This is a genomic window from Streptomyces sp. NPDC058579 (assembly GCF_042718575.1).
In the GTDB taxonomy this organism is placed as follows: domain Bacteria; phylum Actinomycetota; class Actinomycetes; order Streptomycetales; family Streptomycetaceae; genus Streptomyces.
On record NZ_JBHXPI010000036.1, the window covers coordinates 37,569 to 58,812 of the forward strand.

Consider the following 21,244-nt stretch of genomic DNA (forward strand, 5'->3'; position numbering starts at 1 on the left):
GTCCCCCACGTTGTCGAGTGAGTGACAGGCTCCCGGGTAGCGGGGCCGCACGCTCGTCGAGGGGGAGCTGTGGAGGGGACCGCCCCACCGGAGTTCGCCGACTTCGCGGAGTCGGCGTACGCCTCACTCCTGCGCACCGCCCGGCTCCTGACCGGGGACCCGCATGCCGCCGAGGATCTTGTGCAGGCGGCGCTGGTCAAGGTCTATCTGCGCTGGGGCGGCGCGGGCCGCTGGGACTCGCCGCAGGCGTACGCCCGCAAGGTCGTCGTGAACCTCTACGCGACCTGGCGTCGGCGCCGCTGGCACACCGAGGTCGTGCGTCCCGGCGACGAGGGCGCGTCCGTGCCCGGCGCCCACGACATGGCCGACGGTGCCGACGCGCGCCTCGAACTGGCCCGCGCGCTCGCGACCCTGCCCCGCGGGCAGCGCGCGGTGGTGGTGCTGCGCTTCTACGAGGACCTGTCCGTGGAACAAACGGCCGCACTGCTCGGCTGCTCGCCCGGGACGGTCAAGAGCCGGACCAACAGGGCCTTGGAACGGCTGCGGGCCGCCGGCGCGCTCGCCGGATACGCGGGAACGGGAAGGGGCGCGTGATGGACGGTTCCGAGGAGTCCCTGCGGCGCGGACTGCGCGACCTGGCCGAGGAGACGGACGCGGCCACCGCGCCCGTGAACACGGTCAACACGGAATACACGGTCAACACCGTCATCGGACGCGGGCGGCGGATCCGGCATCTGCGGCGCTCCCTCGCCGCCGGCGCGGCGACGCTCGCGATCGCGGGCGGCTCGGTCCTGGGCGTCCAGGGACAAGGGGCGGACCCGGGCCCACCGACCGCGCCCTCGCCTTCGGAGCCCGTCGCCACCCCCTCGTACCCGTACGAGGGGAAGTACCGGCCCCAGCCGCCGTCGGGTCCCGACGACCCACTGGACACCGGGCCCCGCGCGCCGGTCGAGAACACGCGCTACCGCTACGACCTCTCCGCCGCCTGCGACCTGCGGTACGCCGTCTTCGGCGGGCGCGTCTGGGAGCGGGCCGACGACGGGTCCGCGGTCACGGTGCGGTGGGCGAGCGACCGCATGCCGGGATACATGAGCTGGACGGACGGCCACAAGGACCGTGCCGAACCCGACACGGCGGTCTTCGAGACCGACTCGCCCGGCCTGACCGGAGTCCGCTTCCGCCCGCTGGCCGGGCCCGCGCCGGAGTGCCTCGGCCAGGAGCCCGCGCGGCGCTACCGGGACGAGCCTGCGGCCACCCTCGGCCCGGAGCGGCCCGAGCGGGGCGTGCGGTACCCGTACGACATGACCAAGGAGTGCGACCTGCGGTACGCGGTCTTCGCGGGGCGCCTTTGGCAGGCCGAGAGCGACGGGCGATCCCAGACGATCATCGACTGGGCGAACGACCTCCCCCTGGCGGCCTTCATGACCCTGAAGTCCGATCGGACGGCGGTCCTGGAGTGGCCGTCAGGGTCCCTGGAGACCCCGCGGACGACCACGTACCGCCCGGTGGAGGCGCGGGGTGACGACTGCCTGTGAGGGGCGCTCGCCTCCTCAGTACGCCACCCCCAACCCTGCCCGGCCGTCGCTCGCCCGCACCCTCACGGCGGGGATCAGTTAGCGGCCGGCGACGTCGGCCGGTGTCGCCAGCCAGTCGTCGACGCCCGAGAGCAGCTTCTGCCGTACGTCCTCCGGAGCCGCCGACGCGCGGATCGACTGGCGGGCCAGCTCGGCCAGTTCCGTGTCCGTGAAGGCGTGGTGGCGGCGGGCGATCTCGTACTGGGCGGCCAGCCGGGAGCCGAAGAGCAGCGGGTCGTCCGCGCCCAGGGCCATCGGGACGCCGGCCTCGAAGAGCGTCCGCAGCGGGACGTCCTCGTGCTTCTCGTAGACCCCGAGGGCCACGTTCGACGCCGGGCAGACCTCGCAGGTCACGCCCTTCTCGGCGAGCTTGCGCAGCACCCGGGGGTCCTCCGCCGCCCGCACCCCGTGGCCGATCCGCGCCGCCCGGAGGTCGTCCAGGCAGTCCCGTACGGACGAAGGGCCCGTCAGTTCGCCGCCGTGCGGGGCCGCAAGGAGGCCGCCGTCGCGGGCGATCGCGAAGGCCCGGTCGAAGTCGCGGGCCATGCCCCGGCGCTCGTCGTTGGAGAGCCCGAAGCCGACCACGCCCCGGTCCGCGTACCGCACGGCGAGCCGGGCGAGCGTACGGGCCTCCAGCGGGTGCTTCATCCGGTTCGCCGCCACCACGACCCGCATCCCGAGACCGGTCTCCCGGGCGGCCGAGTCGACCGCGTCCAGGATGACCTCCATGGCCGGGATCAGGCCGCCGAGCAGCGGGGCGTACGAGGTCGGGTCGACCTGGATCTCCAGCCACCCCGAGCCGTCCCGCACGTCCTCCTGGGCCGCCTCGCGCACAAGGCGCCGGATGTCCTCGGGCTCCCGCAGGCAGGACCGGGCGATGTCGTACAGCCGCTGGAAGCGGAACCAGCCGCGCTCGTCGGTGGCCCGCAGCTTCGGCGGGGTGCCGCCCTTGAGCGCCTCCGGGAGATGGACGCCGTACTTGTCGGCCAGCTCCATGAGCGTCGAGGGCCGCATCGAACCCGTGAAGTGCAGATGCAGATGGGCCTTGGGCAGCAGATTGATGTCGCGGGAAACGTGCTCGGAAACGTGCTCCATTGAAGGATCTTGCCGCACCCGAATGGACGAACACAGCCCCTTTCCCCGATCGGGACCTTGCTAGAACGTAAAAACGGGCCCCCGGTTCCGGAGAACCAGGGGCCCGGGAGCGGAACCGCGACTAGTCGCGGGCCTCCGCGAGCAGCTTCTGGATCCGGGCCACGCCCTCCTTGAGGTCGTCGTCACCGAGGGCGTACGAGAGCCGCAGGTAGCCCGGCGTGCCGAAGGCCTCGCCCGGGACGACCGCGACCTCGGCCTCGTCCAGGATCAGCGCGGCCAGCTCGACCGAGGTCTGCGGGCGCTTGCCGCGGATCTCCTTGCCGAGCAGCGTCTTCACCGACGGGTACACGTAGAACGCGCCCTCGGGCGTCGGGCAGTAGACGCCCTCGATCTCGTTGAGCATGTGCACGATCGTCTGCCGGCGCCGGTCGAAGGCGCGGCCCATCTCCTCGACGGCCTTCAGGTCGCCCGAGACGGCGGCGAGGGCGGCGGCCTGCGCGACGTTGCTCACGTTCGACGTGGCGTGCGACTGCAGGTTCGTCGCGGCCTTCACGACGTCCTTCGGGCCGATGATCCACCCCACGCGCCAGCCGGTCATCGCGTACGTCTTGGCGACACCGTTGACCACGATGCACTTGTCGCGCAGCTCCGGCATGACCGCCGGCAGGGAGACGGCCGAGGCGCTGCCGTAGACCAGGTGCTCGTAGATCTCGTCCGTCAGCACCCACAGACCGTGCTCGACGGCCCAGCGGCCGATCGCCTCGGTCTCGGCCTCGCTGTACACGGCGCCGGTCGGGTTGGAGGGGGAGACGAAGAGGACGACCTTCGTCCGCTCCGTGCGCGCCGCCTCCAGCTGCTCCACCGAGACGCGGTAGCCGGTGGTCTCGTCGGCGACGACGTCGACCGGGACACCGCCCGCGAGCCGGATCGACTCGGGGTACGTCGTCCAGTACGGGGCCGGGACGATGACCTCGTCGCCCGGGTCGAGGATCGCGGCGAAGGCCTCGTAGATCGCCTGCTTGCCGCCGTTGGTCACCAGGACCTGGGAGGCGTCGACCTCGTAGCCGGAGTCGCGCAGCGTCTTGGCGACGATCGCGGCCTTCAGCTCGGGCAGGCCGCCGGCCGGCGTGTAGCGGTGGAACTTCGGGTTCTTGCACGCCTCGACGGCGGCTTCGACGATGTAGTCAGGCGTCGGGAAGTCGGGCTCACCCGCGCCGAAACCGATCACCGGGCGCCCGGCGGCCTTGAGGGCCTTGGCCTTGGCGTCGACGGCGAGGGTGGCGGACTCGGAGATCGCACCGATGCGGGCGGAGACCCGGCGCTCGGTCGGAGGGGTAGCAGCGCTCATACGGCCCATGCTCCCAGACCCGCTTCCCGCGCGGCACACAGGTTTCAGGGAGCGGACACGAACGGTCATTCCTGGTCGCGGGTGGGGCGGCCGGGACGCTTGGCTGCTTTCTGTTCGACGTGGGGCTCATGAACACGTACACTCACTGCTCGTTGGCCCTCACCGACCACGTCTCACGATGCGGTAGGTTGGGGAAGCCGCAAAGGGTCGTAGCTCAATTGGTAGAGCACCGGTCTCCAAAACCGGCGGTTGGGGGTTCAAGTCCCTCCGGCCCTGCTACACACACCGCCAGGATGTGTGCGCATGTACGTACTTCTATGCACCGCCGTGCGGATCCACCCGGCACGGCACTGCCATGACCCGGGATCAGGTGAGAAGCGTGACGGACGCCGTGGGCTCCATCGACATGCCTGATGCCGAGGACGAGGCTCCGGACTCGAAGAAGAAGGCCCGCAAGGGCGGCAAGCGCGGAAAGAAGGGCCCTCTGGGCCGTCTCGCGCTCTTCTACCGCCAGATCGTCGCGGAGCTTCGCAAGGTCGTCTGGCCCACTCGCAGCCAGCTGACGACGTACACCACGGTAGTGATTGTCTTCGTTGTCATCATGATCGGCCTTGTCACCGTGATTGACTATGGCTTCCAGGAAGCAGTCAAGTACGTCTTCGGCTGACTTCTTGTTCCACCCCATCTGTAACCAGGAAGAAGCAGCCACCGTGTCTGACCCGAACCTGAACGAGTCTGTGTCCGAGGACGAGCTCGACATCCTCGAGGCGGCCGACGAGGACCAGGCCGAGGCTGCTGACGCCGCTGCGGGCGAGGCTGCCGAAGAGGCCGCCCTCCAGATCGAGGACGAAGACTCCGACGTCGAGTCCGAGTCCGACGACGTCGAGTCCGACGAGTCCGACGTCGAGGTCGAGTCCGACGAGGACGACTCCGACGACGTCGAGGCCGAAACCGAAGAGGACGCCGAGGCCGAAGAGGCCGAGGAGGAGCCCGCCGCTCCCGTCGACCCGATCCAGGCGCTGCGTGACGAACTCCGCGGCCTGCCCGGCGAGTGGTACGTGATCCACACCTACGCGGGCTACGAGAAGCGCGTGAAGGCCAACCTGGAGCAGCGCGCCGTCTCGCTGAACGTCGAGGAGTTCATCTACCAGGCCGAGGTGCCCGAGGAAGAGATCGTCCAGATCAAGAACGGCGAGCGCAAGAACGTCCGGCAGAACAAGCTGCCCGGCTACGTTCTCGTCCGCATGGATCTGACGAACGAGTCCTGGGGCGTCGTCCGCAACACCCCCGGCGTCACCGGCTTCGTGGGCAACGCCTACGACCCGTACCCGCTGACCCTGGACGAGATCGTCAAGATGCTCGCCCCCGAGGCCGAGGAGAAGGCCGCTCGCGAGGCCGCCGAGGCCGAGGGCAAGCCGGCTCCGGCCCGCAAGGTCACCGTCGAGGTCCTGGACTTCGAGGTCGGCGACTCGGTCACCGTCACCGACGGCCCCTTCGCCACCCTGCAGGCCACGATCAACGAGATCAACGCCGACTCGAAGAAGGTCAAGGGCCTCGTCGAGATCTTCGGTCGCGAGACCCCGGTCGAGCTCAGCTTCGACCAGATCCAGAAGAACTGACCCCACGGGGTACATCGGTTTCCGACCAGGTCAGAGTGGCTCTCACAGCCGCTCTGACCTGCTCGGTTTTTAGCCGCACGTCTATACCCGTTATCGTTGTGCGGTATGCCTGCATCCGGATGACCGGATGGCGGGCTGAACACTCTCACTAGGACCCGGAGAGAGCAATGCCTCCCAAGAAGAAGAAGGTCACGGGGCTTATCAAGCTCCAGATCAACGCTGGTGCGGCCAACCCGGCCCCGCCGGTCGGCCCCGCGCTCGGCCAGCACGGCGTCAACATCATGGAGTTCTGCAAGGCCTACAACGCCGCGACCGAGTCGCAGCGTGGCATGGTCGTGCCGGTGGAGATCACGGTCTACGACGACCGCAGCTTCACCTTCATCACCAAGACTCCGCCGGCCGCCAAGCTGATCCTCAAGGCCGCGGGTGTGGCCAAGGGCTCCGCCGAGCCGCACAAGACCAAGGTTGCCAAGCTGACGGCCGCCCAGGTCCGCGAGATCGCCACGGTCAAGCTTCCCGACCTGAACACCACCGACCTTGACGCCGCGTCGAAGATCGTCGCCGGCACCGCCCGTTCCATGGGCATCACGGTCGAGGGCTGATCACCCCCCCTCGTGACCTCCAGTGGTAGGGCCTGCGCGGCCCGCACCACGACTCCATACCTGAACCAACAGGAGCAGAAGTGAAGCGCAGCAAGGCTCTCCGCAGCGCGGACGCCAAGATCGACCGGGAGCGTAACTACGCCCCCCTCGAGGCCGTCCGTCTCGCCAAGGACACCGCCGCCACCAAGTTCGACGGCACCGTCGAGGTCGCCTTCCGCCTGGGCGTCGACCCGCGCAAGGCCGACCAGATGGTCCGTGGCACCGTGAACCTCCCGCACGGCACCGGTAAGACCGCCCGGGTCCTGGTCTTCGCGACCGGTGACCGTGCCGAGGCCGCAGTCGCCGCTGGCGCCGACATCGTCGGTTCCGACGAGCTCATCGACGAGATCTCCAAGGGCCAGCGCCTGAACGAGTTCGACGCCGTCGTCGCCACCCCGGACCTCATGGGCAAGGTCGGCCGCCTCGGCCGCGTCCTCGGCCCGCGTGGTCTCATGCCGAACCCGAAGACCGGCACCGTCACCCCCGATGTCGCCAAGGCTGTCAACGACATCAAGGGCGGCAAGATCGAGTTCCGCGTCGACAAGCACTCGAACCTGCACTTCATCATCGGCAAGGTCTCCTTCGACGAGACGAAGCTGGTCGAGAACTACGCCGCGGCTCTGGACGAGATCCTCCGTCTGAAGCCGTCCGCCGCCAAGGGCCGCTACATCAAGAAGGCGACCCTGACGACGACGATGGGCCCCGGCATCCCGCTGGACTCCAACCGCACCCGCAACCTCCTCGTCGAGGAGGACCCGGCCGCGGTCTGAGCCCCATCGGCTCACTGAGTGGTCAGCCGGCCCCCAGCCCCTCTCCGGAGGGGCCGGGGGCCGGCTTTTTTCGTACGGCGCTGTCGGAGCGGTGGGATACCGTTCAGATGACCGAGCAACTGAAGATTTTTTGGGGTGGGGACTCATGGGCAAGACCGCGTGGAAGCGCGCCGGCGTCTCGCTGGTCGCCGTGGCCGTCGTGGCCGGCGTCGCGGGCTGTCAGGACGGCGACGAGGGGAAGAAGAAGGCGGCGGACGCGCCCGCGAAGCCGCAGCTGCAGACCCAGGCGGCCGTCACGAAGGTCATCCAGGCCGCGTACGAGAAGACCTCGGCCGCGAAGTCGGCGAAGGTCAAGATGACCATGACGATGCCGGCCGGCCTGGAGGGCGGCGGCACCATGGAGATGACCGGCGTCCAGGGCTGGGACCCGGCGGCGATGGACATGACCGTCAAGGGCTCGATGCTCGCCGCCGGAGACCCTGACGCCCCCGACCAGGTGCGCATGATCATGCTCGACGGCGCGATGTACATGGACCTCGGCACCAAGCTGGCCGCCGAGACGGACGGCAAGCGCTGGATGAAGCTCGACCTCAAGGCCGCCGCGGGGATGTCCGGGGACAAGGACCTCCAGAAGTCGATGACCGGCGGCCTGGAGAACATGAACCAGGACCCGGCCAAGCAGATCGCCCTGATGCTGGACTCGCCGAACCTGAAGCACGTGGGCCCGGAGAAGGTCGACGGCGTGGAGGCGCAGCACTACAAGGGCTCGCTGACCCTCGAGCAGATGATCGCCACGAACAAGTCCCTCGACGTGCTCTCCGAGCAGGAGCGCAAGGACCTGATCGCGAACATCAAGAAGTCCGGCATCACGGGGTACGACACCGAGCTGTGGGTGAACGGCGACGGCTACCCGGTGAAGATGGACATCGGCATGAAGACGCCCCAGGGCGCGGTCTCGATCGTGGCCCACTACTCGGACTACGGCGCCGAGGCCGCGGTCAAGGCCCCGCCGGCCAAGGACACCGTCGACCTCTTCAAGATGCTGAAGGAGATGGGCGAGGCGGGCGGCGAGGGCGGCAGCGGGACCGGCAGCCAGGCCTGAGCCGACTGAGCGCCGACTGAGCCGTACGGGCGGATTTGCTCCTGGCCGCCACCGTCACGTACTCTTCCACAGAAGCCAAAGACCGCTGGTCGTTGCCGTGCTCTCGCAAGAGGGTCCGGTGGCCGAAGGTTCGCTGAGATGCGAACGGCCCGCGCAGGTGATCGTGGAAGAGTTCCCGGTTCGATTTCGATCCGGTGGAGCTGAGCCCCGTGCGCCTGCGCCGGGGCGTTTTTCATTGTTCAGCCCCTTCTGAGCGGTCCTCATCACCCGGAAGGAGGCCGACGCTCTATGGCAAGGCCCGACAAGGCTGCCGCGGTAGCCGAGCTCAAGGACATGTTCCAGAGCTCGAGCGCCGTCGTGGTGACCGAGTACCGGGGTCTCACCGTGGCCCAGCTCAAGACGCTGCGCCGTTCGCTCGGTGAGAACGCCCAGTACACCGTGGTGAAGAACACGCTGACCAAGATTGCGGCCAACGAGGCCGGGATCACCTCGCTCGACGACCAGTTCACCGGTCCGACGGGCGCCGCCTTCATCACCGGTGACCCGGTGGTGTCGGCGAAGGGTCTTCGTGACTTCGCCAAGGACAACCCGAATCTCATCATCAAGGGCGGTGTCCTTGATGGTAAGGCGCTCTCCGCCGATGAGATCAAGAAGCTTGCGGACCTCGAGTCCCGCGAGGTTCTGCTCAGCAAGCTGGCCGGTGCCTTCAAGGGCAAGCAGTCCCAGACTGCTTCGCTCCTCCAGGCGCTGCCGTCGAAGTTCGTCCGCACCGCGGAGGCGCTTCGCGTCAAGCTCGCCGAGCAGGGCGGTGCCGAGTAATTCGGCTCGCGCACTGATCCGCGCCGCCTAGTGCGTGGGTCGTAGCGGGCCGTTACGCCCGCCTCTATATACATCCGGCACCTGCCGAATTAGTGGAAGGATCGCCCATCATGGCGAAGCTCTCTCAGGACGACCTCCTCGCCCAGTTCGAGGAGATGACCCTCATCGAGCTCTCCGAGTTCGTGAAGGCCTTCGAGGAGAAGTTCGACGTCACCGCCGCCGCGGCCGTCGCCGTTGCCGGCCCGGTCTCCGGTGCCCCGGTCGACGCTGTCGAGGAGCAGGACGAGTTCGACGTCATCCTCGAGGGTGCCGGCGAGAAGAAGATCCAGGTCATCAAGGTCGTGCGTGAGCTCACCTCCCTGGGCCTGAAGGAGGCCAAGGACCTCGTCGACGGCACCCCGAAGCCGGTTCTCGAGAAGGTCGCCAAGGAGGCCGCGGAGAAGGCTGCCGAGTCCCTCAAGGCCGCCGGCGCCTCCGTCACGGTCAAGTAAGACCCTGCGAGTCTCCTGACTCGTTCTGGCGCCTCTCAGGCGCCTCGCCAAGGGCGATCACCCATCCGGGTGGTCGCCCTTCGGCGTACCCGGGGATGGGCGTGGCGGCGGTCGTACGGGCCGTTCCGGGCGGAGTATGGTGATCTTCGCCGTGCGCCCCGCTGACCGGGGGGCCTTGACGAACCGCACGCAGCGCGCAATTCTCAGGACGCGTCGTCACAACGATCCGTATCCGAGGCATGGATCGACGGCGGAACGGGCAGTATCGAGGTGCGCCACACGGCGCGAGGTACCGCGGAGTTGAGAACAACGAGGGTCGCGAAAAACTCGCCCTGGACATCAGTGGGCCAAGTGGCTACACTGACCCTTTGCGCTGCCTGTTAGCTGCCCCCTGCCCGTCACCTGGGGCATGACCTCGCGAGAGCATTGTCGGCAGACCTGACCTGACCTGGGCTTTTGACCATATCGGGAAATGTCTGTCCCTCTGCGTCGCTGGGGACCGGTACGCGCGTAGTGAGTCCGAGCCCTCGGAAGGACCCCCTCTTGGCCGCCTCGCGCAACGCCTCGACCAATACGAACAACGGCGCCAGCACCGCCCCGCTGCGCATCTCCTTTGCAAAGATCAAGGAGCCCCTCGAGGTTCCGAACCTCCTCGCGCTGCAGACCGAGAGCTTTGACTGGCTGCTCGGTAACGCCGCCTGGAAGGCTCGCGTCGAGGCAGCTCTCGAGTCGGGACAGGACGTCCCCAGGAAGTCGGGTCTGGAAGAGATCTTCGAGGAGATCTCTCCGATCGAGGACTTCTCCGGGTCGATGTCGCTGACCTTCCGCGACCACCGCTTCGAGCCCCCGAAGAACTCGATCGACGAGTGCAAGGACCGTGACTTCACGTACGGCGCCCCGCTCTTCGTCACGGCCGAGTTCACCAACAACGAGACCGGTGAGATCAAGTCCCAGACGGTCTTCATGGGCGATTTCCCGCTCATGACGAACAAGGGCACCTTCGTCATCAACGGCACCGAGCGTGTCGTGGTCTCGCAGCTGGTCCGTTCGCCGGGCGTCTACTTCGACTCCTCGATCGACAAGACGTCCGACAAGGACATCTTCTCCGCCAAGATCATCCCGTCCCGGGGTGCCTGGCTGGAGATGGAGATCGACAAGCGCGACATGGTCGGTGTCCGCATCGACCGCAAGCGCAAGCAGTCCGTCACCGTCCTCCTCAAGGCTCTCGGCTGGACCACCGAGCAGATCCTGCAGGAGTTCGGCGAGTACGAGTCCATGCGCGCCACCCTGGAGAAGGACCACACCCAGGGCCAGGACGACGCGCTGCTCGACATCTACCGCAAGCTCCGTCCGGGCGAGCCGCCGACCCGTGAGGCCGCTCAGACGCTGCTCGAGAACCTCTACTTCAACCCGAAGCGCTACGACCTCGCGAAGGTCGGCCGCTACAAGGTGAACAAGAAGCTCGGCGCGGATGAGCCGCTGGACGCCGGTGTCCTGACCACCGACGACGTCATCGCCACGATCAAGTACCTCGTGAAGCTTCACGCGGGCGAGACCGAGACGATCGGCGAGTCGGGCCGGGACATCGTCGTCGAGACCGACGACATCGACCACTTCGGCAACCGTCGTCTGCGTAACGTCGGCGAGCTCATCCAGAACCAGGTCCGTACGGGTCTGGCTCGTATGGAGCGCGTCGTGCGTGAGCGCATGACCACGCAGGACGTCGAGGCGATCACGCCGCAGACCCTGATCAACATCCGGCCGGTCGTCGCCTCCATCAAGGAGTTCTTCGGCACCAGCCAGCTGTCGCAGTTCATGGACCAGAACAACCCGCTGTCGGGTCTGACGCACAAGCGTCGTCTCTCGGCGCTGGGTCCCGGTGGTCTGTCCCGTGAGCGGGCCGGCTTCGAGGTCCGAGACGTGCACCCGTCCCACTACGGACGCATGTGCCCGATCGAGACCCCCGAAGGCCCGAACATCGGTCTGATCGGTTCGCTCGCCTCGTACGGCCGCGTCAACGCGTTCGGCTTCATCGAGACGCCGTACCGCAAGGTCGTCGACGGTCAGGTCACCGACGAGGTCGACTACATCACGGCCGACGAAGAGGACCGCTACGTCATCGCCCAGGCGAACGCGACCCTGAACGACGAGCTCCGCTTCACCGAGCCGCGCGTTCTGGTCCGCCGCCGTGGTGGCGAGGTCGACTACGTCCCGCCGACCGAGGTCGACTACATGGACGTCTCGCCGCGCCAGATGGTGTCGGTCGCGACGGCCATGATCCCGTTCCTCGAGCACGACGACGCCAACCGTGCCCTCATGGGCGCGAACATGATGCGGCAGGCGGTGCCGCTGATCAAGTCCGAGGCCCCGCTCGTCGGCACCGGCATGGAGTACCGCTGCGCCACCGACGCCGGTGACGTGCCGAAGGCCGACAAGGACGGTGTCGTCCAGGAGGTCTCGGCCGACTACATCACCGTCGCCAACGACGACGGCACGTACACCACGTACCGGATGGCCAAGTTCTCCCGCTCGAACCAGGGCACCTCGGTCAACCAGAAGGTCGTCGTCTCCGAGGGCGACCGGGTCATCGAGGGCCAGGTCCTCGCCGACGGGCCGGCCACCGAGAACGGTGAGATGGCGCTCGGCAAGAACCTGCTCGTGGCGTTCATGCCGTGGGAGGGTCACAACTACGAGGACGCGATCATCCTGTCGCAGCGCCTCGTGCAGGACGACGTCCTCTCCTCGATCCACATCGAGGAGCACGAGGTCGACGCCCGTGACACCAAGCTCGGCCCGGAGGAGATCACCCGGGACATCCCGAACGTCTCCGAGGAGGTCCTCGCCGACCTCGACGAGCGCGGCATCATCCGTATCGGTGCCGAGGTCGTCGCCGGCGACATCCTCGTCGGCAAGGTCACGCCCAAGGGTGAGACCGAGCTGACCCCGGAGGAGCGTCTGCTCCGCGCGATCTTCGGTGAGAAGGCGCGTGAGGTCCGTGACACCTCGCTGAAGGTGCCGCACGGCGAGACCGGCAAGATCATCGGCGTCCGCGTCTTCGACCGCGAGGAGGGCGACGAGCTTCCCCCGGGCGTGAACCAGCTGGTCCGCGTCTACGTCGCCCAGAAGCGCAAGATCACCGATGGTGACAAGCTCGCCGGCCGTCACGGCAACAAGGGTGTTATCTCCAAGATCCTTCCGATCGAGGACATGCCCTTCCTCGAGGACGGCACCCCGGTCGACATCATCCTGAACCCGCTGGGTGTCCCGTCCCGAATGAACCCGGGACAGGTCCTGGAGATCCACCTCGGCTGGCTCGCCAGCCGCGGCTGGGACGTCTCCGGTCTCGCGGACGACTGGGCGAAGCGCCTGCAGGCCATCGGTGCCGACCAGGTCGCCCCGGGCACCAACGTCGCCACCCCCGTCTTCGACGGTGCGCGTGAGGACGAGCTCGCGGGTCTGCTCCAGCACACCATCCCGAACCGCGACGGCGAGCGCATGGTGCAGCCGACCGGTAAGGCGCGCCTGTTCGACGGCCGCTCCGGCGAGCCGTTCCCGGACCCGATCTCCATCGGGTACATGTACATCCTCAAGCTCCACCACCTGGTCGACGACAAGCTGCACGCCCGGTCGACCGGTCCGTACTCGATGATCACCCAGCAGCCGCTGGGTGGTAAGGCCCAGTTCGGTGGCCAGCGCTTCGGTGAGATGGAGGTGTGGGCGCTGGAGGCGTACGGCGCCGCTTACGCCCTCCAGGAGCTGCTGACGATCAAGTCCGACGACGTGACCGGCCGCGTGAAGGTCTACGAGGCCATCGTCAAGGGCGAGAACATCCCTGAGCCCGGCATCCCCGAGTCCTTCAAGGTGCTCATCAAGGAGATGCAGTCCCTGTGCCTCAACGTGGAGGTGCTGTCCTCGGACGGCATGTCCATCGAGATGCGCGACACCGACGAGGACGTCTTCCGCGCAGCGGAGGAGCTCGGTATCGACCTGTCCCGGCGCGAGCCGAGCAGCGTCGAAGAGGTCTGACGGGAGTCCGGTACGGGGACTCGGTGAATTCCGCTGAGTCCCCGGCCGGCCCCAAGACCCCCGTTTCAGACCCCAAGACTTACAACCCTGAGAGGGATTGACGCATAGTGCTCGACGTCAACTTCTTCGATGAGCTCCGGATCGGTCTGGCCACCGCTGACGACATCCGTCAGTGGAGCCACGGCGAGGTCAAGAAGCCTGAGACCATCAACTACCGCACGCTCAAGCCTGAAAAGGACGGACTCTTCTGCGAGAAGATCTTCGGTCCGACCCGGGACTGGGAGTGCTACTGCGGCAAGTACAAGCGTGTCCGCTTCAAGGGCATCATCTGTGAGCGGTGTGGCGTCGAGGTCACCCGCGCCAAGGTGCGCCGTGAGCGGATGGGCCACATCGAGCTCGCCGCTCCCGTCACCCACATCTGGTACTTCAAGGGCGTCCCGTCGCGCCTCGGATACCTGCTCGACCTCGCGCCGAAGGACCTCGAGAAGGTCATCTACTTCGCCGCGTACATGATCACGTTCGTCGACGACGAGCGTCGTACGCGTGACCTGCCCTCGCTGGAGGCGCACGTCTCCGTCGAGCGTCAGCAGATCGAGAACCGTCGCGACTCCGACCTGGAGGCCCGCGCCAAGAAGCTCGAGACCGACCTGGCCGAGCTCGAGGCCGAGGGTGCCAAGGCCGACGTGCGCCGCAAGGTGCGCGAGGGCGCCGAGCGCGAGATGAAGCAGCTCCGTGACCGCGCCCAGCGCGAGATCGACCGTCTCGACGAGGTCTGGAACCGCTTCAAGAACCTCAAGGTCCAGGACCTGGAGGGCGACGAGCTCCTCTACCGCGAGCTGCGTGACCGCTTCGGCACGTACTTCGACGGTTCGATGGGTGCCGCGGCGCTGCAGAAGCGCCTGGAGTCCTTCGACCTGGAGGAGGAGGCCGAGCGCCTCCGCGAGATCATCCGTACCGGCAAGGGCCAGAAGAAGACCCGTGCGCTCAAGCGCCTCAAGGTCGTCTCCGCGTTCCTGCAGACCGCGAACAGCCCCAAGGGCATGGTTCTCGACTGCGTGCCGGTGATCCCGCCGGACCTGCGTCCGATGGTGCAGCTGGACGGTGGCCGCTTCGCGACCTCCGACCTGAACGACCTGTACCGCCGTGTGATCAACCGCAACAACCGTCTGAAGCGTCTGCTCGACCTCGGTGCTCCCGAGATCATCGTGAACAACGAGAAGCGGATGCTCCAGGAGGCGGTCGACGCCCTCTTCGACAACGGCCGTCGTGGTCGCCCGGTCACGGGCCCCGGCAACCGTCCGCTGAAGTCCCTCAGCGACATGCTGAAGGGCAAGCAGGGTCGATTCCGTCAGAACCTGCTCGGCAAGCGTGTGGACTACTCCGCGCGTTCCGTCATCGTCGTGGGTCCGCAGCTGAAGCTGCACCAGTGTGGTCTGCCGAAGGCCATGGCGCTGGAGCTCTTCAAGCCGTTCGTGATGAAGCGCCTGGTCGACCTGAACCACGCGCAGAACATCAAGAGCGCCAAGCGGATGGTCGAGCGCGGCCGCACGGTCGTGTACGACGTCCTCGAAGAGGTCATCGCCGAGCACCCGGTTCTGCTGAACCGTGCGCCCACGCTGCACCGCCTCGGCATCCAGGCCTTCGAGCCGCAGCTGGTCGAGGGCAAGGCCATCCAGATCCACCCGCTCGTCTGCACCGCGTTCAACGCGGACTTCGACGGTGACCAGATGGCCGTCCACCTGCCGCTCTCCGCGGAGGCGCAGGCCGAGGCCCGCATCCTGATGCTGTCCTCGAACAACATCCTGAAGCCGGCCGACGGCCGTCCGGTCACGATGCCGACCCAGGACATGGTCCTCGGTCTGTTCTTCCTGACCACCGACGGCGAGCTCCGTGACACCAAGGGCGAGGGCCGTGCGTTCGGCTCCACGGCCGAGGCGACCATGGCGTTCGACAACGGCGAGCTCGCGCTGCAGTCGCCGATCGACATCCGCTTCCCGATCGGCACCGTTCCGCCGCGTGGCTGGGTTCCCCCGGTCGCGGAGGAGGGTGAGCCGGAGTGGCAGCAGGGTGACTCGTTCCGTCTGCGTACGTCGCTGGGCCGCGCGCTCTTCAACGAGCTGCTGCCCGAGGACTACCCCTTCGTCGACTACTCGGTCGGCAAGAAGCAGCTCTCCGAGATCGTCAACGACCTCGCCGAGCGCTACCCCAAGGTCATCGTGGCGGCGACGCTCGACAACCTGAAGGCGGCGGGCTTCTACTGGGCGACCCGTTCCGGCGTCACCGTGGCCATCTCCGACGTCGTCGTGCCCGAGGCCAAGAAGGCCATCGTCAAGGGCTACGAGGAGCAGGACGAGAAGGTCCAGAAGCAGTACGAGCGCGGTCTGATCACCAAGGAAGAGCGCACTCAGGAGCTCATCGCGATCTGGACCAAGGCGACCAACGAGGTTGCCGAGGCGATGAACGCGAACTTCCCGAAGACGAACCCCATCTTCATGATGGTTGACTCGGGTGCCCGAGGAAACATGATGCAGATGCGTCAGATCGCCGGTATGCGTGGTCTGGTGTCGAACGCCAAGAACGAGACGATCCCGCGTCCCATCAAGGCGTCGTTCCGTGAGGGCCTCACCGTCCTCGAGTACTTCATCTCGACGCACGGTGCCCGCAAGGGTCTGGCTGACACCGCCCTGCGTACCGCCGACTCGGGTTACCTGACCCGTCGTCTGGTGGACGTCTCGCAGGACGTGATCATCCGCGAGGAGGACTGTGGCACCGAGCGCGGTCTGAAGCTGCGGATCGCCGAGAAGGGTGCCGACGGCATCCTGCGGAAGACGGACGACGTCGAGACCTCCGTGTACGCGCGGATGCTCGCCGAGGACGTCGTCGTGGACGGCAAGGTCATCGCGCCGGCCAACGTCGACCTGGGTGACGTGCTCATCGACGCCCTCGTGGGCGCCGGCGTGGAGGAGGTCAAGACCCGCTCGGTCCTGACCTGTGAGTCCGCCGTCGGTACCTGTGCCTTCTGCTACGGCCGTTCGCTGGCCACCGGCAAGCTGGTCGACATCGGTGAGGCCGTCGGCATCATCGCGGCCCAGTCCATCGGTGAGCCCGGTACCCAGCTGACGATGCGTACCTTCCACACCGGTGGTGTGGCCGGTGACGACATCACCCAGGGTCTGCCCCGTGTTGTCGAGCTCTTCGAGGCCCGTCAGCCCAAGGGTGTCGCCCCGATCTCGGAGGCGGCCGGCCGCGTCCGTATCGAGGAGACCGAGAAGACCAAGAAGATCGTCGTCACCCCGGACGACGGCAGCGACGAGACGCCGTTCCCGATCTCGAAGCGTGCCCGTCTGCTGGTGGGCGAGGGCGACCACGTCGAGGTGGGCCAGAAGCTCACCGTGGGTGCCACCAACCCGCACGACGTGCTGCGGATCCTCGGTCAGCGCGCGGTCCAGGTCCACCTGGTCGGCGAAGTCCAGAAGGTCTACAACTCGCAGGGCGTGTCGATCCACGACAAGCACATCGAGATCATCATCCGGCAGATGCTGCGCCGCGTGACGATCATCGAGTCCGGCGACGCGGAGCTGCTGCCGGGCGAGCTCGTCGAGCGCTCGAAGTTCGAGACCGAGAACCGTCGGGTCGTGACGGAGGGTGGCCACCCGGCCTCCGGCCGTCCGCAGCTGATGGGTATCACCAAGGCCTCGCTGGCGACGGAATCCTGGCTGTCGGCCGCCTCCTTCCAGGAGACGACCCGAGTCCTGACGGATGCGGCGATCAACGCCAAGTCCGACAGCCTCATCGGCCTCAAGGAGAACGTCATCATCGGTAAGCTCATCCCGGCCGGTACGGGCCTCGCCCGCTACCGCAACATCCGGGTCGAGCCGACCGAGGAGGCCAAGGCCGCGATGTACTCGGCCGTCGGCTACGACGACATCGACTACTCGCCGTTCGGCACCGGCTCCGGCCAGGCCGTTCCGCTGGAGGACTACGACTACGGTCCGTACAACCAGTAAGCGAGTCGCTTGATCGACCGAAGGGCGGTCACCCCGTTTCGTACGGGGTGGCCGCCCTTCGGCGTGTTCGGCGTCTCTACCGGCTCGCGATCTCCCACAGGGCGAAGCCCAGGCCTGCGGTGGCGGTGAGGGCGGCGACCGAGGCCAGGGGCCAGCGGGCGCGTTCCAGGGCGTCGAGGCGGGCCTCGTGGTCGGCGAGCTGTTTGTCGGTCTGGTCGCTGCGCTGGACGAGGAGGGCGAGCGAGCCGTCGACGCGGGCGAAGCCGGCCTCCAGCGTGCCGCGGAGCCGCTCCAGTTCCAGCGCCACCGCCACCGGGTCGTTCGGATCAGATTCGGTCATCCGCCGCCCCCGGGGTGGTGCGCAGCCAGGAGGGCAGCAGCTTCTGTACGGCCGGCACCGCCATCACCCGCGTCAGGGCGGCGGCGACGGCGAGCGCCCCGGCGACCCAGGGGAGGGTCGCGGGGAGGCCGGAGGCGTCGACGATCGCGGGGAGGACGACGGCGATGCCGACCGCGCTCTGCAGGACGGTGCGGACGGTCCGCTTGGTGTTCTCGGACAGGGCCATGGGGACTCCTCAGATGGTGTGGGGGACCTTGAGCGCGTTCCAGGAGGTGGCGCCCGGCCAGCCGTCCGCGTCGGTGCCGCGGAAGCCGAGCTTGCGCTGCCAGGCGGCGTACGACTGGCGGTCGGACTCGGACCAGCGGGGGCTCGGGCCGACCTGGTAGCGGCCGCAGCCCTCGGCCATCAGCCGGCGGCCCATCGCCGTGACGATCGGGGAGCTGGGGCCGGCCTTGAAGAACGCGGTGCCGGGGAACGGCTGGTAGCGCGGCGGGGCGGGCTTCTGCGGGGTGGTCGGGGGCTGCTTCGACGGGGCCGTGCCGAGCCGCTTCTGGACCCGCTCGCGCATGCCCGGCATCGCGAAGCCGCGCGGGTCGCTCTTCCAGTCCGACCACTCCAGGTGGCCGATGACGGACTTGGCGCCCCAGCCGTGGGCCCGGCAGAGGGCGGCGGAGGTCCGTTCGATGGCGTCGAGCTGGGCGGCGGGCCAGGGATCGGTGCCGTTGCCGAGGTTGACGCACTCGAAGCCGTAGAAGCGGGAGTTGCCGTCGACGGCGCCGGGGCTGCCCTGGTGCATGCGGGAGACCGGCGGCCGGGCCCCGTACGTCTCGGTGATCACGGCCTGGAGGACCGAGGGGTCGCCGCCGCCGGCGTGGTTGGCGCGGCCGTTGGCGACGAGATGGACGGTGCCGTCCTTGGCGATGACGCCGTGGCAGAGCGGGCCCGGCAGTCCGGCGTAGCCGTTGTAGCAGAGCTCGACGGAGGAGGCGGTGCCGCTGGAGACGGTGTGGTGGATCATCACGCCGACGACGGGACCCCAGGCTCCCGCCTGGTTGCGGTGGTGCGTGCGCCAGCTGTCGTGCTCGACGACCTTGACGCCTTCGGCGCGGAGCGCGGCGACGAGCCGGTCCGCGGTGAGGGGAGTGGCCATGGGGGACCTCCGGGGCATGGCTTGCGGGCATGAAAAAAGCCCGCTCGGGGGCGGGCGTGCGGGTGGCGCGGGTGCTGACTGCTTACGGAGCGGGCTGGAGCTCCGGCTGGGGCTCCGGCTCGGACGGTGCCCAGGTCGCGCAGAGTGCGGCGTAGGCGGCGCGGCGGGTCTCGAAGTCGGCGAGGGCTGTGGTCACGGCACTCTGGACGGCGGTCGGGTCGGGGACGACCGGGTCGGCGTCCAGCGGGTTGACGACGACCGTGGCGTGGCCGCGCAGCGCGGAACCGGCCTCGCCGACCGCGGTGACCTGGGCGGTCACGTAGACCGCCGGGTACGTGCCGGTCAGCTGGTCGGGTTCGAGCGGGCCGCCGAGGGTGTTGTCGTACAGGCGGACGCTGACGGTGTGGCCGTTCTCGGTGACGGTGCCGCGGCCCGCGTAGTCGATGGCCAGGCCCCAGGGCTGGGTGGGGTCGGGGGTCATGGGTGGCTCCTTCCAGGGGAGGGGGTGGGACCGGTCAGGTCTGGCGGCCGTGCATCAGGACCGGCTGGGCGTAGACGTTGCCGGAGCCGCTCGTGACGATGCCGTGGATCTCGATCGTCATGGTGGTGCCGAAGCCGCCCTGCATGTCCGCGGTGACCGGGCCGGTGTGGTCGAACGTGGTGCCGGCGGCGACGGTCGGGCCGAACTGGACGCCGTCGACCATCACCCGGATCTGACCGACGGCCGTGCCGGAGATCCGGGTGTACATCCGAAGGCGCATCTTGGGCTGCCAGATCGGGTTCTGGGACTGGGCGATGGTGGTCCAGGCGGTGGCGCTGGTGGCCGGCCAGTGCGCGCTGGCCATGCTCTGCGGCGGGAGCATGGTCAGCCAGGGCCGGGCGAGACCTCCGGTGAGGATGTCGTCCGAGAGGATCTCGTGGCTGAAGGAGTCGTTGACCCGCAGCACCGGCTTGGTCGCGCCCGGGCCGCTGCCGCTGATCTGGACGAGGGTGATGGCCGTGTTCGCGTCCTGGGCGTCCGTCTGACGCTTCACCGTGAGCGAGCCGTTGACGACGTCGTTGAGGACGGGGCGGGTGTTCACGGCGGTGGACAGGGCCTGGATCCGGCGCTCCATCTGGATCAGCCGGTCGATGATGTCCTCGGGCAGCTGGGGCATCACGCCTCCTCGATGTAGAGCTCGGCGGTGTCGGGGCGGCCGCGTTCCGGGGGGCTGACCTTGACGCCGATGACGCGGTAGCGGCGGTCGAGGCCTCCGGGGTGCCACTCGTCGGTGATCCGGATCCGGGCGGTCCGGCCGAGGAGCGCTGGCGGGACGATGCCGCCGAGCCTGATGCTGATCTCGGGGATCAGTACGGATCCGGCGGCCTTGGCCAGGTTGGCGGCGGCCAGGGAGTTCAGCGTCGGGACGTCGCTGACCTCGTTGTGGTCCGAGGACAGGTCGATCCGCGGCCAACCGCTGCTCAGCAGCGTGCTGTTGACCTTCTCCGCCGACACGGTCGGCCGGGACTCGGTGGCGGCGTTGGTGTTCGCCGACGCGCCGCGGGCCAGGGCGGTGGTGCCGCCACGGGTCGCGTCGTCCGGGAAGGAGTACGACAGGATGACGCCGGGCCGGTCGAAGATCATGTCGGTCGCGCCGGTACGGATCTTCGGGTGGCCGAGCCGGAGCTGGCGTACGCGCTCGCCGGTGACCGGGTCGCGGTAGACGAGGATCTGCTGCTCGAAACCGTTCTCCTGGGCGGCGAGCTGGTCGAGCGCCTCCTGGTAGACGGTCTCGTCGCCCGGCCGCCAGGCCGCCGTCCGCTTCACCGGGGACGTCTCCTCGCCGACGTCGATGCCGCTCAGGCCGAGGCCCGCCTGGACCTCGGTCCACAGTCGGCGGGCGATGACCAGCTGATCGGTCGGCGTGGTGTACGTGATGTCGGTGCGGATGCGGCGGCGGGTGGCGTACGAGTCGAAGGTGGCCGCCTGGATGCCCAGGGTCAGCACACCGCGCCCGCTGGACTGCAGGGTGGTGGTCCAGACGATGCCGCCCCACCACAGGTCCCCGCCCCGCTCCAGGTAGATCGTGGTGCGGCCGGCCAGGACCTTGCGGACCCGGTCGGCGATCTCCCGGTTGGGGACGGGAATGGTGCCGGACAGGGAGCCTGCCCTGCCGATGTAGTCCTCGAACTGGACGTCCCGCAGCGGCAGGATGTCGATGGTCTGGTCGGTGAACAGGTCGCAGAAGATCGCCCGGTAGGGCGTGTCGAGTGCCATCGCGA

General features: G+C 68.3%; 19 protein-coding genes and 1 tRNA gene. 12 read left to right on the plus strand and 8 right to left on the minus strand.

The window, feature by feature from the left end:
- Window positions 1-69 precede the first annotated feature (69 nt).
- Complete coding sequence (locus ACFWRO_RS29170; protein ID WP_384515120.1) at window positions 70-594, plus strand: SigE family RNA polymerase sigma factor; 525 nt, start codon at window positions 70-72, stop codon at window positions 592-594.
- Window positions 594-1,535 (plus strand): hypothetical protein, encoded by a 942-nt coding sequence (locus tag ACFWRO_RS29175; RefSeq protein WP_384515123.1) that lies wholly within the window; start codon window positions 594-596, stop codon window positions 1,533-1,535. Before ACFWRO_RS29170 ends, ACFWRO_RS29175 begins: the two co-directional genes overlap by 1 nt.
- 78 nt (window positions 1,536-1,613) lie before the next feature.
- Here ACFWRO_RS29175 and ACFWRO_RS29180 read toward each other — a convergent pair whose 3' ends face one another.
- Window positions 1,614-2,669, minus strand: a complete 1,056-nt coding sequence (locus tag ACFWRO_RS29180; RefSeq protein ID WP_384515126.1) for an adenosine deaminase — start codon at window positions 2,667-2,669, stop codon at window positions 1,614-1,616.
- 121 nt (window positions 2,670-2,790) lie between these two features.
- Entirely contained in the window at window positions 2,791-4,017 is a 1,227-nt protein-coding gene (locus ACFWRO_RS29185; protein WP_384515128.1) for a pyridoxal phosphate-dependent aminotransferase, read from the minus strand.
- A gap of 203 nt (window positions 4,018-4,220) precedes the next feature.
- On the opposite strand from ACFWRO_RS29185, the gene ACFWRO_RS29190 reads away from it, so the two are divergent.
- From ACFWRO_RS29190 to ACFWRO_RS29235, 10 genes are all read left to right on the plus strand, one after another.
- Window positions 4,221-4,293, plus strand: a tRNA-Trp gene (locus tag ACFWRO_RS29190).
- A 103-nt stretch (window positions 4,294-4,396) separates the two neighbouring features.
- Window positions 4,397-4,684, plus strand: coding sequence for a preprotein translocase subunit SecE (gene secE, locus ACFWRO_RS29195; RefSeq protein WP_137993978.1), 288 nt, complete (start codon window positions 4,397-4,399; stop codon window positions 4,682-4,684).
- A 43-nt stretch (window positions 4,685-4,727) separates the two neighbouring features.
- Window positions 4,728-5,636: a transcription termination/antitermination protein NusG gene (gene nusG / locus ACFWRO_RS29200; protein WP_384515131.1), complete on the plus strand. Its 909-nt coding sequence runs from the start codon at window positions 4,728-4,730 to the stop codon at window positions 5,634-5,636.
- Between the two features lie 167 nt (window positions 5,637-5,803).
- A complete protein-coding gene (rplK, locus tag ACFWRO_RS29205; RefSeq protein WP_384515133.1) occupies window positions 5,804-6,238 on the plus strand; it encodes a 50S ribosomal protein L11 in 435 nt (144 codons plus the stop codon).
- Window positions 6,239-6,318: 80 nt separating this feature from the next.
- Window positions 6,319-7,047: a 50S ribosomal protein L1 gene (rplA, locus tag ACFWRO_RS29210; RefSeq protein WP_384515136.1), complete on the plus strand. Its 729-nt coding sequence runs from the start codon at window positions 6,319-6,321 to the stop codon at window positions 7,045-7,047.
- Window positions 7,048-7,192: 145 nt separating this feature from the next.
- Complete coding sequence (locus tag ACFWRO_RS29215) at window positions 7,193-8,149, plus strand: hypothetical protein (protein WP_384515138.1); 957 nt, start codon at window positions 7,193-7,195, stop codon at window positions 8,147-8,149.
- Window positions 8,150-8,437: 288 nt separating this feature from the next.
- Window positions 8,438-8,968: a 50S ribosomal protein L10 gene (gene rplJ / locus ACFWRO_RS29220; RefSeq protein WP_384515141.1), complete on the plus strand. Its 531-nt coding sequence runs from the start codon at window positions 8,438-8,440 to the stop codon at window positions 8,966-8,968.
- A 110-nt stretch (window positions 8,969-9,078) separates the two neighbouring features.
- Window positions 9,079-9,459 carry a 50S ribosomal protein L7/L12 gene (gene rplL / locus ACFWRO_RS29225; RefSeq protein WP_384515144.1) on the plus strand — a complete coding sequence of 127 codons (381 nt, stop codon included), beginning with the start codon at window positions 9,079-9,081 and terminating at the stop codon, window positions 9,457-9,459.
- 543 nt (window positions 9,460-10,002) lie between these two features.
- Window positions 10,003-13,485, plus strand: coding sequence for a DNA-directed RNA polymerase subunit beta (gene rpoB / locus ACFWRO_RS29230; RefSeq protein ID WP_384515147.1), 3,483 nt, complete (start codon window positions 10,003-10,005; stop codon window positions 13,483-13,485).
- 107 nt (window positions 13,486-13,592) lie between these two features.
- Window positions 13,593-17,492, plus strand: coding sequence for a DNA-directed RNA polymerase subunit beta' (locus ACFWRO_RS29235; RefSeq protein WP_384515149.1), 3,900 nt, complete (start codon window positions 13,593-13,595; stop codon window positions 17,490-17,492).
- 76 nt (window positions 17,493-17,568) lie between these two features.
- Here ACFWRO_RS29235 and ACFWRO_RS29240 read toward each other — a convergent pair whose 3' ends face one another.
- The 6 genes from ACFWRO_RS29240 to ACFWRO_RS29265 all read right to left on the minus strand — a co-directional run bounded on the left by ACFWRO_RS29240 (window position 17,569) and on the right by ACFWRO_RS29265 (window position 21,239).
- Complete coding sequence (locus ACFWRO_RS29240; protein WP_315891558.1) at window positions 17,569-17,832, minus strand: hypothetical protein; 264 nt, start codon at window positions 17,830-17,832, stop codon at window positions 17,569-17,571.
- Window positions 17,819-18,052 carry a hypothetical protein gene (locus ACFWRO_RS29245; protein WP_384515199.1) on the minus strand — a complete coding sequence of 78 codons (234 nt, stop codon included), beginning with the start codon at window positions 18,050-18,052 and terminating at the stop codon, window positions 17,819-17,821. Before ACFWRO_RS29245 ends, ACFWRO_RS29240 begins: the two co-directional genes overlap by 14 nt.
- A gap of 15 nt (window positions 18,053-18,067) precedes the next feature.
- Window positions 18,068-18,982: a peptidoglycan-binding protein gene (locus ACFWRO_RS29250; protein ID WP_384515151.1), complete on the minus strand. Its 915-nt coding sequence runs from the start codon at window positions 18,980-18,982 to the stop codon at window positions 18,068-18,070.
- Window positions 18,983-19,064: 82 nt separating this feature from the next.
- Window positions 19,065-19,463 carry an ATP-binding protein gene (locus tag ACFWRO_RS29255; protein ID WP_384515154.1) on the minus strand — a complete coding sequence of 133 codons (399 nt, stop codon included), beginning with the start codon at window positions 19,461-19,463 and terminating at the stop codon, window positions 19,065-19,067.
- A gap of 34 nt (window positions 19,464-19,497) precedes the next feature.
- Window positions 19,498-20,139, minus strand: a complete 642-nt coding sequence (locus tag ACFWRO_RS29260; RefSeq protein WP_384515156.1) for a hypothetical protein — start codon at window positions 20,137-20,139, stop codon at window positions 19,498-19,500.
- Complete coding sequence (locus ACFWRO_RS29265) at window positions 20,139-21,239, minus strand: hypothetical protein (protein ID WP_384515159.1); 1,101 nt, start codon at window positions 21,237-21,239, stop codon at window positions 20,139-20,141. Before ACFWRO_RS29265 ends, ACFWRO_RS29260 begins: the two co-directional genes overlap by 1 nt.
- Window positions 21,240-21,244 lie beyond the last annotated feature (5 nt).

What these genes read in the sequence shown, in the direction of transcription:
- ACFWRO_RS29180 (WP_384515126.1), bottom strand. Translation starts at nt 2,669, where the DNA reads ATGGAGCACGTTTCCGAGCACGTTTCCCGCGACATCAATCTGCTGCCC.
- ACFWRO_RS29240 (WP_315891558.1), bottom strand. Translation starts at nt 17,832, where the DNA reads ATGACCGAATCTGATCCGAACGACCCGGTGGCGGTGGCGCTGGAACTG.
- ACFWRO_RS29175 (WP_384515123.1), top strand. Translation starts at nt 594, where the DNA reads ATGGACGGTTCCGAGGAGTCCCTGCGGCGCGGACTGCGCGACCTGGCC.
- ACFWRO_RS29185 (WP_384515128.1), bottom strand. Translation starts at nt 4,017, where the DNA reads ATGAGCGCTGCTACCCCTCCGACCGAGCGCCGGGTCTCCGCCCGCATC.
- ACFWRO_RS29255 (WP_384515154.1), bottom strand. Translation starts at nt 19,463, where the DNA reads ATGACCCCCGACCCCACCCAGCCCTGGGGCCTGGCCATCGACTACGCG.
- ACFWRO_RS29265 (WP_384515159.1), bottom strand. Translation starts at nt 21,239, where the DNA reads ATGGCACTCGACACGCCCTACCGGGCGATCTTCTGCGACCTGTTCACC.
- ACFWRO_RS29250 (WP_384515151.1), bottom strand. Translation starts at nt 18,982, where the DNA reads ATGGCCACTCCCCTCACCGCGGACCGGCTCGTCGCCGCGCTCCGCGCC.
- ACFWRO_RS29215 (WP_384515138.1), top strand. Translation starts at nt 7,193, where the DNA reads ATGGGCAAGACCGCGTGGAAGCGCGCCGGCGTCTCGCTGGTCGCCGTG.
- rplL (WP_384515144.1), top strand. Translation starts at nt 9,079, where the DNA reads ATGGCGAAGCTCTCTCAGGACGACCTCCTCGCCCAGTTCGAGGAGATG.
- rplJ (WP_384515141.1), top strand. Translation starts at nt 8,438, where the DNA reads ATGGCAAGGCCCGACAAGGCTGCCGCGGTAGCCGAGCTCAAGGACATG.
- ACFWRO_RS29260 (WP_384515156.1), bottom strand. Translation starts at nt 20,139, where the DNA reads ATGCCCCAGCTGCCCGAGGACATCATCGACCGGCTGATCCAGATGGAG.
- rplK (WP_384515133.1), top strand. Translation starts at nt 5,804, where the DNA reads ATGCCTCCCAAGAAGAAGAAGGTCACGGGGCTTATCAAGCTCCAGATC.